Annotated in this window: 13 protein-coding genes; 7 read left to right on the forward strand and 6 right to left on the reverse strand. The window is 62.7% G+C overall.

Annotated elements, in window-relative coordinates:
• Positions 1-7: 7 nt before the first annotated feature.
• The 5 genes from B1756_RS10985 (at position 8) to B1756_RS11005 (ending at position 5,730) form a co-directional block, all read left to right on the forward strand.
• Complete coding sequence (locus tag B1756_RS10985; RefSeq protein WP_086888575.1) at positions 8-1,015, forward strand: ABC transporter ATP-binding protein; 1,008 nt, start codon at positions 8-10, stop codon at positions 1,013-1,015.
• On the forward strand, positions 1,008-2,045 hold the full coding sequence (locus B1756_RS10990; RefSeq protein ID WP_086888576.1) for an oligopeptide/dipeptide ABC transporter ATP-binding protein: 1,038 nt from the start codon (positions 1,008-1,010) through the stop codon (positions 2,043-2,045). Before B1756_RS10985 ends, B1756_RS10990 begins: the two co-directional genes overlap by 8 nt.
• A 203-nt stretch (positions 2,046-2,248) precedes the next feature.
• Complete coding sequence (locus B1756_RS10995; protein WP_161493177.1) at positions 2,249-3,820, forward strand: ABC transporter substrate-binding protein; 1,572 nt, start codon at positions 2,249-2,251, stop codon at positions 3,818-3,820.
• Between the two features lie 24 nt (positions 3,821-3,844).
• Positions 3,845-4,831: an ABC transporter permease gene (locus B1756_RS11000; RefSeq protein ID WP_086888578.1), complete on the forward strand. Its 987-nt coding sequence runs from the start codon at positions 3,845-3,847 to the stop codon at positions 4,829-4,831.
• A complete protein-coding gene (locus B1756_RS11005; RefSeq protein ID WP_086888579.1) occupies positions 4,828-5,730 on the forward strand; it encodes an ABC transporter permease in 903 nt (300 codons plus the stop codon). Before B1756_RS11000 ends, B1756_RS11005 begins: the two co-directional genes overlap by 4 nt.
• Before the next feature lie 126 nt (positions 5,731-5,856).
• On the opposite strand, the gene B1756_RS11010 is transcribed toward B1756_RS11005, so the two are convergent.
• From B1756_RS11010 to B1756_RS11030, 5 genes are all read right to left on the reverse strand, one after another.
• Positions 5,857-6,981, reverse strand: coding sequence for a mandelate racemase/muconate lactonizing enzyme family protein (locus B1756_RS11010; RefSeq protein ID WP_086888580.1), 1,125 nt, complete (start codon positions 6,979-6,981; stop codon positions 5,857-5,859).
• A gap of 88 nt (positions 6,982-7,069) precedes the next feature.
• Positions 7,070-8,152: a magnesium chelatase ATPase subunit I gene (locus B1756_RS11015; protein ID WP_086888581.1), complete on the reverse strand. Its 1,083-nt coding sequence runs from the start codon at positions 8,150-8,152 to the stop codon at positions 7,070-7,072.
• Positions 8,149-10,125 (reverse strand): VWA domain-containing protein, encoded by a 1,977-nt coding sequence (locus tag B1756_RS11020; RefSeq protein WP_086888582.1) that lies wholly within the window; start codon positions 10,123-10,125, stop codon positions 8,149-8,151. The genes B1756_RS11015 and B1756_RS11020 overlap by 4 nt, the downstream gene beginning before the upstream one ends.
• Positions 10,126-10,217: 92 nt before the next feature.
• A complete protein-coding gene (locus B1756_RS11025) occupies positions 10,218-10,622 on the reverse strand; it encodes a hypothetical protein (RefSeq protein WP_086888583.1) in 405 nt (134 codons plus the stop codon).
• 7 nt (positions 10,623-10,629) lie between these two features.
• Complete coding sequence (locus B1756_RS11030) at positions 10,630-11,706, reverse strand: 2,5-dihydroxypyridine 5,6-dioxygenase NicX family protein (protein ID WP_086888584.1); 1,077 nt, start codon at positions 11,704-11,706, stop codon at positions 10,630-10,632.
• 286 nt (positions 11,707-11,992) lie between these two features.
• Here B1756_RS11030 and B1756_RS11035 point away from each other — a divergent pair, with 286 nt between their 5' ends.
• Positions 11,993-12,757, forward strand: a complete 765-nt coding sequence (locus B1756_RS11035) for an IclR family transcriptional regulator (protein WP_161493178.1) — start codon at positions 11,993-11,995, stop codon at positions 12,755-12,757.
• 406 nt (positions 12,758-13,163) lie between these two features.
• Here the strand turns inward: B1756_RS11035 and B1756_RS11045 are convergent, their stop codons facing one another.
• Complete coding sequence (locus tag B1756_RS11045; RefSeq protein WP_228434337.1) at positions 13,164-14,381, reverse strand: MFS transporter; 1,218 nt, start codon at positions 14,379-14,381, stop codon at positions 13,164-13,166.
• A 254-nt stretch (positions 14,382-14,635) separates the two neighbouring features.
• Here B1756_RS11045 and B1756_RS11050 point away from each other — a divergent pair, with 254 nt between their 5' ends.
• Positions 14,636-15,643 carry a TAXI family TRAP transporter solute-binding subunit gene (locus B1756_RS11050; protein WP_086888588.1) on the forward strand — a complete coding sequence of 336 codons (1,008 nt, stop codon included), beginning with the start codon at positions 14,636-14,638 and terminating at the stop codon, positions 15,641-15,643.
• The last annotated feature ends 2 nt before the right edge of the window (positions 15,644-15,645 follow it).

Below are 15,645 nucleotides of genomic sequence, written 5' to 3' on the forward strand. Positions count from 1 at the left end.
GTGAACCATGTCCCTGCTTTCGATAACCGACCTGCACGTACAGTACGACGTTCCCGACGGCGTGGTCAGAGCCGTCGACGGCGTCAGCTTCGACATCGAGCCCGAGACGATCGTCGGCGTTCTCGGTGAATCCGGCTGTGGAAAGTCGACGCTTTCGAAGTCGATCGTCAGGGCCCTGCCCGACAATGGCGCGATTCGGTCCGGTGAGATTCGCTTCGACGGGCGGGATCTCTCGACGCTGAACGGTGAAGCGGTCCGTCAGGTCCGATGGGACCGAATCGCTTACGTCCCCCAGAGTGCGATGGGAAGTCTCGACCCCGTCTGTACGATCGAGGAACAACTGGTCGAGACGATCACCGCCCACCGGCCCGACACCTCGAGACGGGAGTGTCTCGACAGGGCGGGGGAAGTGCTCGACCTCGTCGGGATCAGTCCGTCGCGGCTCTCGAGTTACCCACACGAGTTGAGCGGCGGGATGCGACAGCGAGTCCTGCTGGCGATGTCGCTACTGCTCGAGCCGGACCTCATCATCGCGGACGAGCCGACGACCGGTCTCGACGTGTTGATACGTGACAAGATTTTGAACGACATCGAGATGTATCGCGACGAGTTCGGCATCTCGGTATTGATGGTCTCACACGACATCGCCGACCTCGTCGAGACGTCCGACGAGATGATCGTGATGTACGGTGGCAAGATCGTCGAACAGGGGCCAGCGAAGACGCTGTTCGACGAGGCCGTCCACCCCTACACCATGGGCCTCCGCGGCTCGCTGCCCGAACTTCACGACGACCCCGAGGACCTCATCGAGATGAAGATGGAGCCACCGGACCTGCAGTCGCCGCCGGAAGGGTGTCGGTTCGTCAACAAGTGTCCGTTCGTCACCGAGGAGTGTACCGTCGATCATCCCGGTTTCGTCGAGGCAAAGCCGGGTGTCGAATCAGCGTGTTACCGCGCCACCGAGGCGTCCGCACTTCGCGAGAAAGCGACTACGGTGAGCTGGAAAGATGACTGAGAAGACTGTACTCGAGGTGGAGGGACTGAAGAAGTACTACGGCATGGGCTCGAGCTTCCTGGGAAAGCTCCTCGGCCGACAGGAGCACCTCAGAGCCGTCGACGATGTCGACCTGGCCGTCGAGGAGGGCGAGGTCCTCGGCATCATCGGTGAGAGCGGCTCCGGGAAGTCGACGCTCGTCGAGACCATCCTTCGACTCGAGGATCCGACCGAAGGATCGATCCGCTTTGGCGACGACGAGGTAACCGCCTACTCGGGAGGTGACCTCCGGGAGATGCGCCAGCGAGCCCAGATCATCTTCCAGGACCCTTACGAGACGCTGAACCCGAAGCAGACGGTCTTTCAGGCGATTTCGGAGCCGTTGCGGAATTTCCACGACCTCCCGTACGAGGAACTCGAGGAGATCGTCGCCGAGACGCTCCACGACGTTGGCTTGCGCCCACCGGAACAGTACATCCACTCCTATCCGGAGCAACTGAGCGGCGGTGAGCGCCAGCGCGTGAGCATCGCCCGCGCGGTCGTCCTCGAACCGGAACTCCTGATCGCCGACGAGCCGCTTTCGATGCTCGACGTCTCCCTGCAGTCGGGGATCATCCGGATGCTCAACCGACTGCAAGAGCGGATCGGGTTCTCGATGCTGTACGTCTCACACAACCTCGCGGTCGTGCGACTCGTCGCCGACCGGATCGCGGTGATGTATCGCGGCAAGATCGTCGAACAGGGCCCCGCCGAGGACGTCATCGCGGATCCACAGCATCCCTACACGCGGGCACTGGTCTCGAGTATTCCGACGCTCTCGGGCGACCGGGAACGGGTCTTGCTCCCGCCCCCCGAGGACGACGCCGACGTCGCTGGCTGCCAGTTTGCACCACGCTGCCCCGATGCGACCGACCACTGCAGGGAGGCGGTTCCGGCTCTTGAGCACGTCGACGGCAGAGACGTCGCCTGTTACCTCCATCACGACGCGGAGGAAGGGAAAAACGAGGCCAACGAGCAGATACCGAACGCGCCTGCGGTCGGTGCCGAGTAATTCTGTAGTTTCTCCCACGCCAGACGATACGTTCTCGATCGTTGCGGTCACGTCGCTCGAGTGCTCACACGGCACCGACCTAACCCACAACAATTATATGTTACAATACCGATTTAGCATTCGGCGGAACTATGGTAGACGATACCAGTCAATCCGATGGTGGAGTACAGACCTCACGCCGGAAATTGCTGCAAGCAGGTGGCGTGACTACTGCTGCGATCCTTGCAGGGTGTGCTGATGGGCCGGGTGCGGCCGCAGGTGAGCGCGTCGGACCGCTGACGCTCGAGGTCGGCCAGAACACGAACTTCCCGGACGTCGCCCAGGAGGTAGCGAGGCAGTGGGGCGAACTCGGCGTCGAGTTCGAGATCGAGACCGACACCTGGGGACCGTACGTCCCGCGAATTTACTCCGACAACGAGTTCGAGAACGTCGCCCACTCGCCGTGGGGATCCTCGCCGGACCGGATCGACCCGGACTTTTTCCTCTCGACGTACCGTTCGGATTCGGTCCAGAACATCCCGGGGTACGAAAACGAGGAGTACGACGAGCTCTTTCGTGAGCAACGGGCGGCCTACGATCCCGAAGAGCGCACAGAGATCATCAGCGAGATGCAAGAAATCCTCCACGAGGACCTTCCGGAGATCACCTACCTCTGGGTGCAGGCGACGCTGCCGGTCAACTCCCGGCTCTGGGACATTACTCCGACGGAGTTCGTCGGCGCTCGGACGACCGGGTCGATGACCGTTCTGACTGCCGAACCGCTCGAGGACGAGCGGCAACTGGTCGTCGGCGGTGAACAGGAACTCGACGCGCCCAACCCGCTCGCACCGGACTCCAACGACGTCCAGTATCTCTTCAAACTGGCCTACGACACGCCGATGCGCGTCGGTCTGGACGGCGAAGTCACCGAGTGGGCCGTCGAGGACGTCGAGGAGGTCGACGAGGAGACGCTCGATCTGACGCTCCGGGAGGGAATGACCTTCCACGACGGCGAACCGGTGACGGCCGAGGACCTCGCGTTCACGTTCAACTTCCTCTCAGAGTACAATTTCCCGAGTTTCGACGCCTACACTGCCGACATCGACGGGGCAGAGACCGAAACCGACCTCACCGTTCGCGTCGAACTCGACGGCCCCAACGTCGCGTTCGTCAACAGCGCGCTGACGTTCATCAATCTCCTCCCCGAACACATCTGGGCGGACGTTCCGGACCAGGCCGACGAACCGGTCAACTGGAACGCAGACGTCGACGACCTGGTCGGGAGTGGTCCACTCGAGATCACCGAGTGGACCGGCACGGAACTGCAGTACGAGGCGTTCGACGATCACTTCGAACCCGTCGCCTACGACGAGTTTATCTTCGTCAACCGGGCGAGCATGGAGGCGATCCGGAGCGACTTCGAGGCCGAGAACATCCACATGACAACCTCGTCGCCACCGATCTCGGTCACCGAGGACCTCGCGGAAAACGACTACATCGAGATGTCGAACGCACCAGGGGTCCTCCAGCAGAAGTTTAGCTTCGACCTCTCGACGCCGCCGTTCGACGATAAGGCGTTCAGGCAGGCACTGTTGCTGGCCGTCGATACGGACCGTCTCTCGGACATTTTCTGGGACGGCTACACCGACATCGGCGACGGGACGCTCCTGCACCCGCGGTCGGAACTCACGAGCGATCACCTCCCGCAGGCTGAACAGGATCTCGAAGAGGCACGAACCGTCCTCGAGGACGCAGGATACACGCTCGAAGACGGCGTGCTCTACTACCCCGAGTGATCAGGAGGAACAGATCATCTAGCTATGTCTAACGATTTATCCAACTTCCTCGTCCGACGGTTCGTCGGGTTCGCGGTGATGCTCTACGTCCTGTTGACGGTCATTTTCGTGCTGTTCCGGATCATGCCCGGGGATCCAACCGCGATGCTCGTCACCGGTCGGTTCACCGAGGAAGCGAGGCAAGCACAGATCGAGAACTTCGGGTTGCACCGGCCACTGCACGAGCAGTACGTGATCTTCATCTCGAACGCCCTGCAGGGCGACTTCGGGATGTCGTTTTTCTACAGAGAGCCGGTCGCAGACGTGATCTTTCCGGCGCTGATCAACACGATGCTGGTCATGGTTCCAGCGCTGACGCTCGTGATGATCTTCGCGTACGTCTGGGGCTCGTTCGTGGGCTGGAACAAGGACACGGCGATCGACCGCTGGGGGACCTACATCCCGGTGTCGATCCGAGCAATCCCACACTTCGTCATGGGACTGTTGCTGTTGATCGTGTTCTCGTACACGTTGGGCTGGTTCCCGACGGGCGGGATGACACCCATCGGTGAGAGCCAGATGAGTTACGTCGAGATGGTAACCTCACGGACGTTCTTCCACTACGCCGCGTTACCGTTCCTGACGGCCTTGCTCCAGTACGCGGCCGACCCGATGCTGTTGATGCGCAACAACATCATCTCCGAGCGAGAGAAAGATTACATCGAACTGCACCGACTCAAGGGACTGACCGAAGACCAGATCCGAAACCACGCCGCGCGAAACAGTATGCTTCCACTATTGACCTGGCTGACCCCGATGGTCGGGATTGCATTCGGCGGACAGATCCTCATCGAGGTCGTCTTCTCGTGGCCGGGCATCGGGCGCGAACTCGTCCTCGCGGCGAACCGTCAGGACATGCCCGTCGCACAGGCAGCGTTCTTCATGATCGCCGTCGTGGTCCTCCTGACGAATCTCCTCGTTGACCTGGCCTACGGCTACTTCGATCCGCGGATAAGCTACGGGAAACAATGATCAGTGAACGACACGTTACGAAACTCACCAACGTCCGTCGATCGGTCTCGACGTTCGTCGCGCCGGTCTTCCAGGATCGCTGGGGAAAGATCGCCTTCGCCGTCATCGCGATCTACGCGGTAATCGGCCTCGTCGGCCCGTACCTCCCCATCGCACCGCCGCTCGAGCCGTTGATGCACCCCGACGGCGGCTACGCACAACTCGATTCGCCGAGCTGGGCGTTCCCGCTGGGGACGACCTACGTCGGTTACAGCGTCCTGAGTCAGACGATTTACGCGTTCCGAACGTCGCTGTTCGTCGGCGTGCTCGCGGCCGTGCTGGTGCTCACCGTCGGCGTGAACATCGGCCTCATTTCGGGCTACTACGGCGGGAAAGTCGACAGCGCGCTCATGGGGCTGACCGACCTCGCCTACGGCCTGCCGTTCTACCCGTTCGCGATCATCCTCGTCGCCATCTTCGGCTCGAGCACGCTCACTATCGCGCTCGTGATCGCACTCGTCTTCTGGCGATCGATCGCGCGGATCACTCGCTCGGAGACGCTCACACTCAAAGAGCGCGAGTTCATCAAGAGCTCGAAAGCCGTCGGCACGTCGAACCTCAGGATCATGTACTACCACATCTTGCCGAACCTGCTGCCGCTGATCCTGATCTACTTCGTCTTCGCCGTCACGTGGGGCATCCTGCTCGAGGCCAGCCTGAGTTTCATCGGCCTCGGTGACCCCAATACGGTCAGCTGGGGCCTGATGCTTCACGAAGCGTTCGAGGCCGGTGAACTCGCGAACGCCTGGTGGTGGGTGCTCCCACCGAGCTTCTGTCTCTGGCTGTTCATCTGGAGCCTCTACGTGGTCGCCCGCAAGCTCGAGGACAACGCGACGGTCTCGGCAAAAGGCGGCGCGTAGGCAATTCACTTCGACCGACGCGTTTTTCTTCGGTTCCGATCAGCGAGGGCGGCCAAAAACAGCAGCCGGCGACCTGCACCCCCTTCCCAGCCGACCGCCGCGGTCACCTGATCGACGCCGCGACGATCAATCCGTCCGACAGCGCTCGAGCGCCTCTGAATCGAGTTCGACGCCGAGCCCGGGCGACGATGGAACGGTGCAGGTCGCGTCTGCTATCCGCCACTCGTCGTCGTTCGCGAGCAGCGAGTCACCGACGTCGACGTTGAAGATTCCCGTCGGATACGCGACCTCGGGGGTCGAAACCGCGAAGTGGGCACTCGCCGCCTGACCGATTCCGAGTTCGAGCATCCCACCCACGAAACAGCTCACGCCGTGGGCCGCGGCGACGGTTGCGGCCGCCTTCGCACCGGTAAACCCACCGGTCTTTGCGAGTTTGAGGTTGACGATATCGGCGCTTCCCCGGGTCGCCAGCCTGGCGACGTCGCTCGCCGAAAAACAGGCCTCGTCGGCGAGGATCGGCACCGGAACACGGTCGCGCACGCGGGCGTGACCGTCGACGACGTCGCGGGAGACCGGTTGCTCGACGAACGCGAGTCCGCCGGCGTCGTCGTCCAGCCTGCGGATCTTTCGAATCGCCTCGTCGGGGCTCCACGCGCCGTTGACGTCGACCCGGATTCGAGCGTCGGGCACTGTTTCGCGGATCGTTCGCACGTTTTCCCGTTCGGCCGCGAAGTCGTCACCGCCGACTTTCACCTTGAACGCCTCGTAGCCGTCGGCCGCGGCGGTCCTGGCTTCCTCGGCGACGCGAGATGGCTCGTCGATGCTCACCGTGTAATGACACTCGAGTTCCGGGTCTCCCCCGACAGGCCCACCGAGGTGCTCGTACATCGGCAACTCTCGCTCGCGCGCCAGCGCGTCGTGTAACGCGACCTCGAGGCCGTACAGTGGGAACGGCTCGTCTGCGAGCCGACTCGAGAGGTCCTCGACGAGTCGGGGAATGCGATGAACTCGCGTTTCATCTACTGCCGGGACGAGGACGTCCTCGAGGAGGTCCAGACACGCTGATTGTGTCAGCCCCCGCGGCCAGTGGGCCATGGGTGCGATTTCCCCGTAGCCCGTGACCCCGGTGTCCGTCTCGAGGACGATCAGGATGCGGTGGTACTCGTCGTCGCCGTCGGCCGATTTGCTGGTTTTGAGCGCCTGTTCGACTGGGACCGAGATCGGAATGGGTGTCACTCGTTCGACACGCATCGAATACTCACGGCGTCTAGAACGACAGCCCGTCTCCTAACTGTTCTGGTGGCCGTAGAGCAGGTAGTCACGATAGTGGATCGACGGTTCAGTCGTCGACGTACTCGCGTTTCGCCCGTTCGACCGCCGACTCGACGTCCATCTCGGTGTCCTCGAACGGCAGTTTCGTCAGGCGGTGGGTGAGCACGAGCGGGGCGACGTCCTCGACGTGGTCGATCGATACGACTGGTTCGTCCCGGTACGCGGCGAGCGCCCGCGCCGCCCGGCGAAGGGTGTTGTCCCCGCGATGGCCGTCGACCTCGAGGTGGACGTTGATCGCCGCGATGGCCTTCTCGACGGGTTCGGGAACGGTGACGTCGGGCAGTCGTTCGCGCGCGGCGACGATGCGCTGGGTGAGCTCGCGTTGCTGGTCCGCGTACTCGGCGCGGAAGATCTCCGGGTCGGCGTCGAAGGCGGCCCGGCGACGGCTGATCTCGACGCGCTGGTCGACGTCGTCGATGCCGGCGACGTCGACGACGAGGCCGAAGCGGTCGAGCAGCTGTGGCCGCAGGGATCCTTCCTCGGGATTCATGGTGCCGACGAGCATGAACTCGGCGGGATGGCGGACGGAGACGCCCTCGCGCTCGACGACGTTTTCGCCCATGGCGGCGGCGTCGAGGAGGACGTCGACGAGGTGGTCGTCCAGCAGGTTGACCTCGTCGACGTAGAGGACGTTGCGGTTGGCCTCGGCGAGGATGCCGGGGTCGAACTGGCGGATGCCGTCGGTGACGGCTCGTTCGACGTCTAGCGTCCCGACGAGGCGGTCGGCGGTGGCGTTCAGCGGCAGGTCCACCACGCGCATGGGCTCCGTCTTCGTCGGAAGCGTCTCGCCGCTCTCGTAGCGCTCGGTGCAGTCCGGGCACATGCGGTCCGGGCTGGTCGGCGGACAGCCGTACGGACAGTCCGCGACGACCGTCCGATCCGGCAACACCTCGGCGAGCGCGCGGACGGTCGTCGACTTGGCGGTTCCTCGTTCGCCACGAACGAGAACCCCGCCGACGTCGGGATTGATGGCGTTGAGAATCAGGGCCGTCTTCAGCGATTCTTGCTCGACGATCGCTGCGAACGGGTACCTGGTCGTTCGATTCGTCGATTCAGCTCGGTCGTCGGTCGCGTGTTCCTCGATGTTCATGGCTGGATGAAGTTTCCGTCTGGGAGGTCGATCAGGGGGACGTACTCGGCGTCCATGGCGTCGGCCAGCGTCCGGTTCCACTCGTACTCCTCGCGTTTGGCGTCTCTGGCGGCACTGTCACTCCAGAGGGAGTACTTCGCGTCGTTCAACGCGAATCCGGTGTCGAGGTAGACCGCTGACACGTCTTCTTCGTCGAACAGCGAGGCGAACTGTACCGCCTCCTGTTCGGGATCTGCCCCGTTCTCGTAGGGAACGTTCACCTTCCCGTCGCTCAGCACGAGCACGACCGGGTACAGGTCGTCGTTGCCGCGTCGTTCGCGCTCGATCAATCGGTAGGCGTCGACGAGTCCGTGAGAGAGCGGCGTATTGCCACCGACCCGGAGCCGTGAGACGCGCCGGCGCGCCCGTCGAACGTTGTACGTCGGCGCTACCTCGACCGACGCGTCCTTCCCACGGAACGAGATCACCGCAACCTTGTCCCGCGTTCGATAGGCGTCCTCGAGCAGCGAGAGCACGGCGCGTTTGGTCTCGCGCATCTGCGGGCCGTTCATCACGCTTCCGCTCGAGTCGACGACGAGGACGACGAGTGCCTCGGTCGTCCCCTCGCGGAGCTTCTGACGCAGGTCTTCGGGCTCGACGACGATCGACCGGTCCTCGTTCGCTTCTCGGTACTCCTGGTTGAGCGCGGCCGCACGAACGGTGGCGTCGACTGCAATATCGTCGACCGTCTCGTCGTCCTGTGCGCGAACGTACCGTCCACTGCGCCGGCGGACGTCCGACGGGACTCGCCTCGCGTACCGATCCCGGAGTTCGCGGTCCTTCTCGAGCGTGAAGGCCGTGTCGTCGATCGGGTAGACTTCACCGTCCTCGACGATGAGTTCGCTCCGCCCGCTGTTGTTCGGGACCTGTCCGTCGGTTCCCTCCTCGGAATCGGACTGTCCGTCGTCGGCCTCGCGGGTGACCTCCTCCGGCAGGGTCATCGTCGCGCTGGTACTTCCACCCGTCTCCTCGACGGACTGCATCCGGTGGGGCAACGCGAGGGACATCGCCTCCTCACAGTGGGCTGTCGTCACCGTTTCCTCACCCTCGAGGGCGGCGATCGCACGCGCCGTCTTGCGGACGGTGATGTCGCCGCGGAGCCCGGCGACGTTGCCGTCGACTGCCGCGTTCGAAATGTCGTCTTCGATGGGCTGGGGAACGGTGACGTCGGGCAGTCGTTCGCGCGCGGCGACGATGCGCTGGGTGAGCTCGCGTTGCTGGTCCGCGTACTCGGCGCGGACGGTCTCCGGGTCGGCGTCGAAGGCGGCCCGACGGCGGCTAATCTCGACGCGCTGGTCGACGTCGTCGATGCCGGCGACGTCGACGACGAGGCCGAAGCGGTCGAGCAGCTGTGGCCGCAGGGATCCTTCCTCGGGATTCATGGTGCCGACGAGCATGAATTCGGCGGGATGGCGGACGGAGACGCCCTCGCGCTCGACGACGTTTTCGCCCATGGCGGCGGCGTCGAGGAGGACGTCGACGAGGTGGTCGTCCAGCAGGTTGACCTCGTCGACGTAGAGGACGTTGCGGTTGGCCTCGGCGAGGATGCCGGGGTCGAACTGGCGGATGCCGTCGGTGACGGCTCGTTCGACGTCTAGCGTCCCGACGAGGCGGTCGGCGGTGGCGTTCAGCGGCAGGTCCACCACGCGGACCGCTCGAGTCTCCGTCTGCAGTTGCTCGCCGCACTTCTGGCGGCTTCGGCATCGATCACACAGGTCGGTGGCTGACGACGGGTCACAGCCGAACGGACAGTCGGTGACGACCGCCTGCTCCGGAAGGACCTCCGAAAACGCCCGTACGGCGGTCGATTTGCCGGTCCCTTTCTCGCCGTAGAGTAACACACCGCCGATATCGGGGGCGACAGCGTTCACCGTAAGCGCACGTTTCAGCTCGTCCTGGCCGACCATCGCCGCAAATGGAAACGGTCCTGTCATTTCGTAGGAAATCAGTCTCGAAAAGTGTCCTCAGGGAGTTTGAGTGGGAGTGGGTGTGGGTGGTGGTCCGTGGTGTGAACCGACGGTGGGGCTCAGGCGACCTCCCACCGGTGGGTTTCACACTCGGAGAGTTCCGCCGCGCGGCGGAACGCCCGGAGGAGCCCGTAGTTGTAACACCGGGCGGTCATCATGCTCGTCATGAAGATGTCCCCGTCGTTCAGCGAGTCGAGTGGCGTCGTCGTCCCGGCCATGATCTCGTGGAGGGCATCGACGGAGCCTTCCACGATGGTGACGTCGTTCACCAGATCCGGGTCCTCGATCGCACCGTACTCGACCGTGATTTCGTCGGTGTCGGCCGAGAGCGTGAACGTATCGGCGTCGGTAAGCTCGAACTGGAACGTTCGGGGTGCGAGCTGTTCGTCCAGGGTTTCGATGCCTTCGTCGTCGGTTTTGAGCGGTTCGAAGAACTGCTCGAGTTCTGCGGTGATGTCTGACATTGTTCGATCACTTCTGTCGGAGGAGTTCGTCTGGGTTGCCGTGCTTGGCCGCAACTTCACGGATCTGTGGATCGTCGAGGAACGTCAGCTTGCCGTCCTCGACGACAGGTTCGCCGTCGATCTCGATCGTCGGATCGAGGACGAAGCCGTCGAGGTGGAGTTCCGTGCCGCCAGTTTCCTCGAAGGGGTACATGCTGAAACAGCGCATGTTCCCGATGGCGATGTGGATGTTGCCGTAGCGGCGCTCGGCCTCGTTCGGGATCGGTTTCTGGTCGAGGGGTGCGTTCCTGACCTTCGGGTGGAGGCCGAACATGAACTCCTCGCAGAAGCCGGCGTTTGGGACGCCCTCGACGATATCGCGGAGTTCGTTCGCGGCGGCACCACCCTCGATGCCGGTACAGAAGTTGTCCTCGAAGGTGAGTTTGATCGGTTCGTCCTCGGCGACGCCGACGCCGCTGAACGCGTCGTAGCAGACGACGCCTTCCGTCTCCTGTGGTGGAAGGACGCCCGCGATGGCTCCAGGGAAGGTCGCGGGGTAGGTGCCGGGTCGTTTCTCGTCGGCTGGAACCGTCCCGAAGTCACCCCCCCAGTCTTCGGGGTTGTACGTCGCCGTGACGTCGGTCCCCTTGTCACAGGTGACCCGAATCTCGTTGCCCGAGCGGGCGATCTCGAGTGCCTTCTTCTCGATTTCGAGGACGACCTCGACCGGATACCGTGCAGCCTCCTGCACGAAGAACTCTGGATCGTGTGGGTTAGCCACGCTGTACATCTCGAGACCGTGTTCCATGATCGCTTTCTGGGTCCCGCGGTCGTGGCTGGTCGCGAACGTCATTCGGAGGATTTTGTCCGCGGCTTTCAGTGCTTCGTCGATGATCGGGCCACCGCCCTGTGCCTGGATCGGGTTGAAATCGATCCAGCTGACGACGACGTTTGCGCCCTGAGCGCGGGCCTCGGCGGCGACCTCCTCGACCATTTGCTCGTTGGCGTAGCTGTCGGCCACGACGATGACCTCTTCTCCTTCTTTTACTTCCGCCCAGTTCTGGACGTAGTTTCGGATACCTGGAGCCCTATCAGTAGCTCGCATACATCACCCTCGATGTTCCCGACTGATTTATACGTTACGATAGTCACAGTCCTTTGCTCGTGACTCTCAGTGGCGCCGTCGGACAGACGTCACGATGAGCGGAAACGACAGCCGAACGGCGTATCGGCTCGAGCGGGGCCGAAGTCTCGTTTTCGATGCGGCAGTTCCCGCTGGTCGCCGTGACACCTGCCCACGCGAACAAATAACGAGATGGACGATATCACTTCACACGACCTGTTCGGTGATGGGGAACAACATTTATCACGTGTCTCGAGTATGTGTTGACATGGACCGAGACCACCGCCCGGGGATCAAGTCGACCCAGACGGTCTTCGCTATCCTCGACGTAATCAGCGAGACCGAAGGATGCAGGCTCACCGACATCGCGAACGAACTCGAAATGTCGAAGAGTACGGTTCACGACCACCTCGCCTCGCTCCGCGACGGCGGGTTCGTCAACCGGTCCGGCGACGAATACACGCTCGGATTGAAACTGTTCGACTACGGTATCCAGGCGCGAAACCAGTGGGACATCTTCGATGCGGCAGAACCCAAGATCGAGGAACTCGCGGCGAGCGTCGGCGAGCGTACGTGGTGTTTCGTCGAGTACGACCACCGGCTGGTCTACCTCTGTGGCGCTGCTGCGGCCACCCAGGTGAAGACGCCCCATCGGCTCGGCCGACACGCGTACCTTCATCACCTCGCCGGCGGAAAGGCGATGCTGGCGCACTTCCCCGAAGAGTACGTTCGTGAGATCATCGACGAGCACGGGCTGCCCCCGGTCACGGAGAACACGATCACGGACGAAGACGAGTTGTTCGAGGAACTCGAGGAGATTCGTCGAACGGGGATCGCGTACAACGACGAGGAGGCGATGATCGGGTTGCGCGCGATCGGAACGGTGATCAAGAGCGTCGACGACGAGGTTTACGGATCGATCGCGCTGTCCGGACCCGCCAACCGGTTTTCCGAGGACCGCATCGAGGCGGAACTCCGGGAACCGTTGCTCGGGACGGCGAACGAGATCGAACTCAACCTGCGGAACTTCTAACCATCACGATTGTTCGGCATGGCCGTACGTCCGATTCGTCGAGTGTCCGGTTTCGCGAGTGGAATTCGGGTTATGACGAGAGATCGTACGAGCGTACGCGTGTAAAATTCGGCGACGGATCGGCCGTCCGGGTGCTCGAGCGTTCCCTGTTACCGAACGATTTGGCGACTAATCCGGAATATCTATCTGGGGCTTTTCGACGGGCTGCGCGGTCGTCTGTCGCGTGTCGTTTCGTCGATTGGCGTTTCGTTTTCGCTCGTCCGTTCGAACGCCGCCACGATCTCATCGCGATTACTCACCGGGTGGTCCGCTCGCGCGTACGCCCGGTTCGACGTGTAGAAGAATCGTTCAGAATCGTTCAATTCGTCGTTCGCGATCGTCGCTCTCGACCGCCGGATGCAGCGGCCTACGTCGATCGCACCACGTAAACGATGACGGCGGCGATCGCGAAGCAAATCGCGTTGACCGCGAACCCGCTGAACAGACCGACGTAGTCGATAGCGAGTCCGATGACCACCGGGCCGACGAACCCGCCGAGCGGGAGTCCGGTGTAGACGATCCCGAAACTCTTGCCCGTATCACCGGCGTCGCTGAGCGCGTTGATCGCCCGATCGCGAGACGGCAGGGCCAGGCCGAAGACGAACCCGGCCGTCGACCAGATCGCCATCGCAGCGGTAGGCCCCCGGTCGACCAGCGGCGTGACGGTCAGCCCGAACACGACGCTCGTTGCCAGCAGGCTGCAGACGATCACGATGAAGAAGTCGAACCGGTCGGCGAGCCAGCCACCGACCAGTACGCCGATCGCCGTCGCGGCGAGGAACAACGTTAGCGTCGTATTGCCGATCGTCTCCTCGTACCCGAAGCCCTCGACGAGGAAGATCGCCGTGAACGCCTGGATGCCGATGTCCGAGATCGTGACCACGACGAAGAAGACGAACATCCCGAGAACTGCGGGCTGTCTCAGCAGTGTGAGACTTCCGAATCGTCCCTCGCTCTCGCCCGACCCATCCGCCTCGAGGTCGTACCCACGGTCGTCGCTCACACTGCCACTGGAATCGACGGTCGACCCTGGATCGTCGGCGGCAGCGACCTGCTGGAGGTACACCGGACCCATCGCGAACTGGGCGAAGAGGCCGAAGGCAAGTCCTGCCGCACCGACGATAACGAGTGCGGTTTGCCACCCGTACAGGAGACCGAGCGTGCCGACGATCGGTGGGGCAGCCGCAAAGCCGACGAACCCGGCGAAGGTGTGTACGCCGAAGCTCTTCCCCTCCTCGTCGTCTGCAGTGACGGCGTCGAGCAGGGCGTAATCTGCAGGGTGAAACGCTGCCTGACCGATTCCAGCGACGAACGCGAACGCGAGCAGGAACAGGTACGACGTCGCCAGTCCGATGAGCATCGTGCCGAGCGCAGACAGGACGACGCCGATGACGAAGACACGTTTCGCACCGATCCTATCGACGAATTCACCGGCTGGAATTTGAAACACGAACGTCGCGAGGTAGATCATCGAGACCATCAACCCGAGCTGGGCGTTGGTCGCGTCGAAGTCCGCTACGAGAAGCGGGAACAGCGGTGGAAGCGTCAACAGGTAAAAGTGCGAGAGCAGGTGTCCTGCACTCACGATCGATACGACCGACAACGTGGGTAACTCTCGGGGAGGCCCAGCGTTCTGTACCCTGGTAACGTCGTTATCCATCGCTGTCCAACACTCATCCGTCCATAGTATAGGTGTACTGGTTCCGGACACGATCGCTGGCTGTGTATCTCGCGCGAGTTCCACTGTGATCACCCGTTACGATCGAGGGAGACTGACGTGCAATCGACTACCGAACCCAAAGGATTAATACTCCGTGTGGGAGTCCACCCTAGTGAGGCATGAACCGGAGAAGCTATCTTGCCGGGATAGGAGGCACTGGACTCGCGCTCGTGGCAGGTTGCGTCGGCGGCGAAAACAGGGCCGACCAGAGCATCACCGTCGCTGGCGGCGACCAGGGGAGCGGCGTCCACGGCGCAGCGACGGCAATCGAAGGGGTCGCCTCGGAGGAACTCGCAGATGTGACCCTGACCGTCCAGCAGACGTCCGGGACGCAGGAAAACCAGGTGCTACTTTCTCAAGGGCAGGCGGACGTCGGTCTGACGACCGCGTTCGACTACGAACTCGCTCAGAACGAGGAGGGATACTACGCCGACAACCCGCTCGAGAACAACCCGTCGCAGGGGTTCGACGTCATCCTCGCACACATCTACATGCTCGCCCGCGAGGGAACCGGCATCGAAACCTACGACGATCTGATCGATCAGAACGTCTGGGCCTATCAGAGTGGCTCGTCGTTCCGGATCGTCGTCGAATCGGCACTCGAGGAGATCGGTCTCTGGGACGAGATCTCCGTCACTGACATGCCACCGGACGACGTGGCAGGCGGACTCGAGGAGGGTCGAATCGACGCCGTCGCTGCTGCGGGCGCGAGTTACCAGTCGCTCGTTGGCTGGTCCTCGGAAGTGGACGCGCGGGTCGATATGCAACTCGTCGACTGGGACGACGACGTGGCCGACGGGATCGATGCTGCGATTCCGGGACGCCACGAACTGGTCGAGCCCTACGGCTGGGAAAATCAGAATTTCGATATGAGTGAGGTAGTATCAATTCCAGTTCATAACCACGTCTACTTCACCGAGGCCGTTTCGAACGACGTCGCATACGACCTGACGATGCTCGCCCACGAGAACGCCGAGCAGTTGCTGGATTCGTTCCCTGGACTGCTCGACCTCTCCGAGGCGGACCTGCTCACTGGCGGCATCCTCCCGGAGTATCCGATTCATCCGGGCGTCGCAGACGCGTACGAGGAATTAGGTGTCTGGGACGACGACTGGACGACCGCCTAACC

Source organism: Natrarchaeobaculum aegyptiacum (genome assembly GCF_002156705.1).
In the GTDB taxonomy this organism is placed as follows: domain Archaea; phylum Halobacteriota; class Halobacteria; order Halobacteriales; family Natrialbaceae; genus Natrarchaeobaculum; species Natrarchaeobaculum aegyptiacum.

Excerpts from the sequence above, each read along its gene's own strand:
- B1756_RS10985 (WP_086888575.1), top strand. The coding sequence starts at position 8 with ATGTCCCTGCTTTCGATAACCGACCTGCACGTACAGTACGACGTTCCC.
- B1756_RS10990 (WP_086888576.1), top strand. The coding sequence starts at position 1,008 with ATGACTGAGAAGACTGTACTCGAGGTGGAGGGACTGAAGAAGTACTAC.
- B1756_RS11000 (WP_086888578.1), top strand. The coding sequence starts at position 3,845 with ATGTCTAACGATTTATCCAACTTCCTCGTCCGACGGTTCGTCGGGTTC.
- B1756_RS11005 (WP_086888579.1), top strand. The coding sequence starts at position 4,828 with ATGATCAGTGAACGACACGTTACGAAACTCACCAACGTCCGTCGATCG.
- B1756_RS11010 (WP_086888580.1), bottom strand. The coding sequence starts at position 6,981 with ATGCGTGTCGAACGAGTGACACCCATTCCGATCTCGGTCCCAGTCGAA.
- B1756_RS11015 (WP_086888581.1), bottom strand. The coding sequence starts at position 8,152 with ATGAACATCGAGGAACACGCGACCGACGACCGAGCTGAATCGACGAAT.
- B1756_RS11020 (WP_086888582.1), bottom strand. The coding sequence starts at position 10,125 with ATGACAGGACCGTTTCCATTTGCGGCGATGGTCGGCCAGGACGAGCTG.
- B1756_RS11025 (WP_086888583.1), bottom strand. The coding sequence starts at position 10,622 with ATGTCAGACATCACCGCAGAACTCGAGCAGTTCTTCGAACCGCTCAAA.
- B1756_RS11030 (WP_086888584.1), bottom strand. The coding sequence starts at position 11,706 with ATGCGAGCTACTGATAGGGCTCCAGGTATCCGAAACTACGTCCAGAAC.
- B1756_RS11035 (WP_161493178.1), top strand. The coding sequence starts at position 11,993 with ATGGACCGAGACCACCGCCCGGGGATCAAGTCGACCCAGACGGTCTTC.
- B1756_RS11050 (WP_086888588.1), top strand. The coding sequence starts at position 14,636 with ATGAACCGGAGAAGCTATCTTGCCGGGATAGGAGGCACTGGACTCGCG.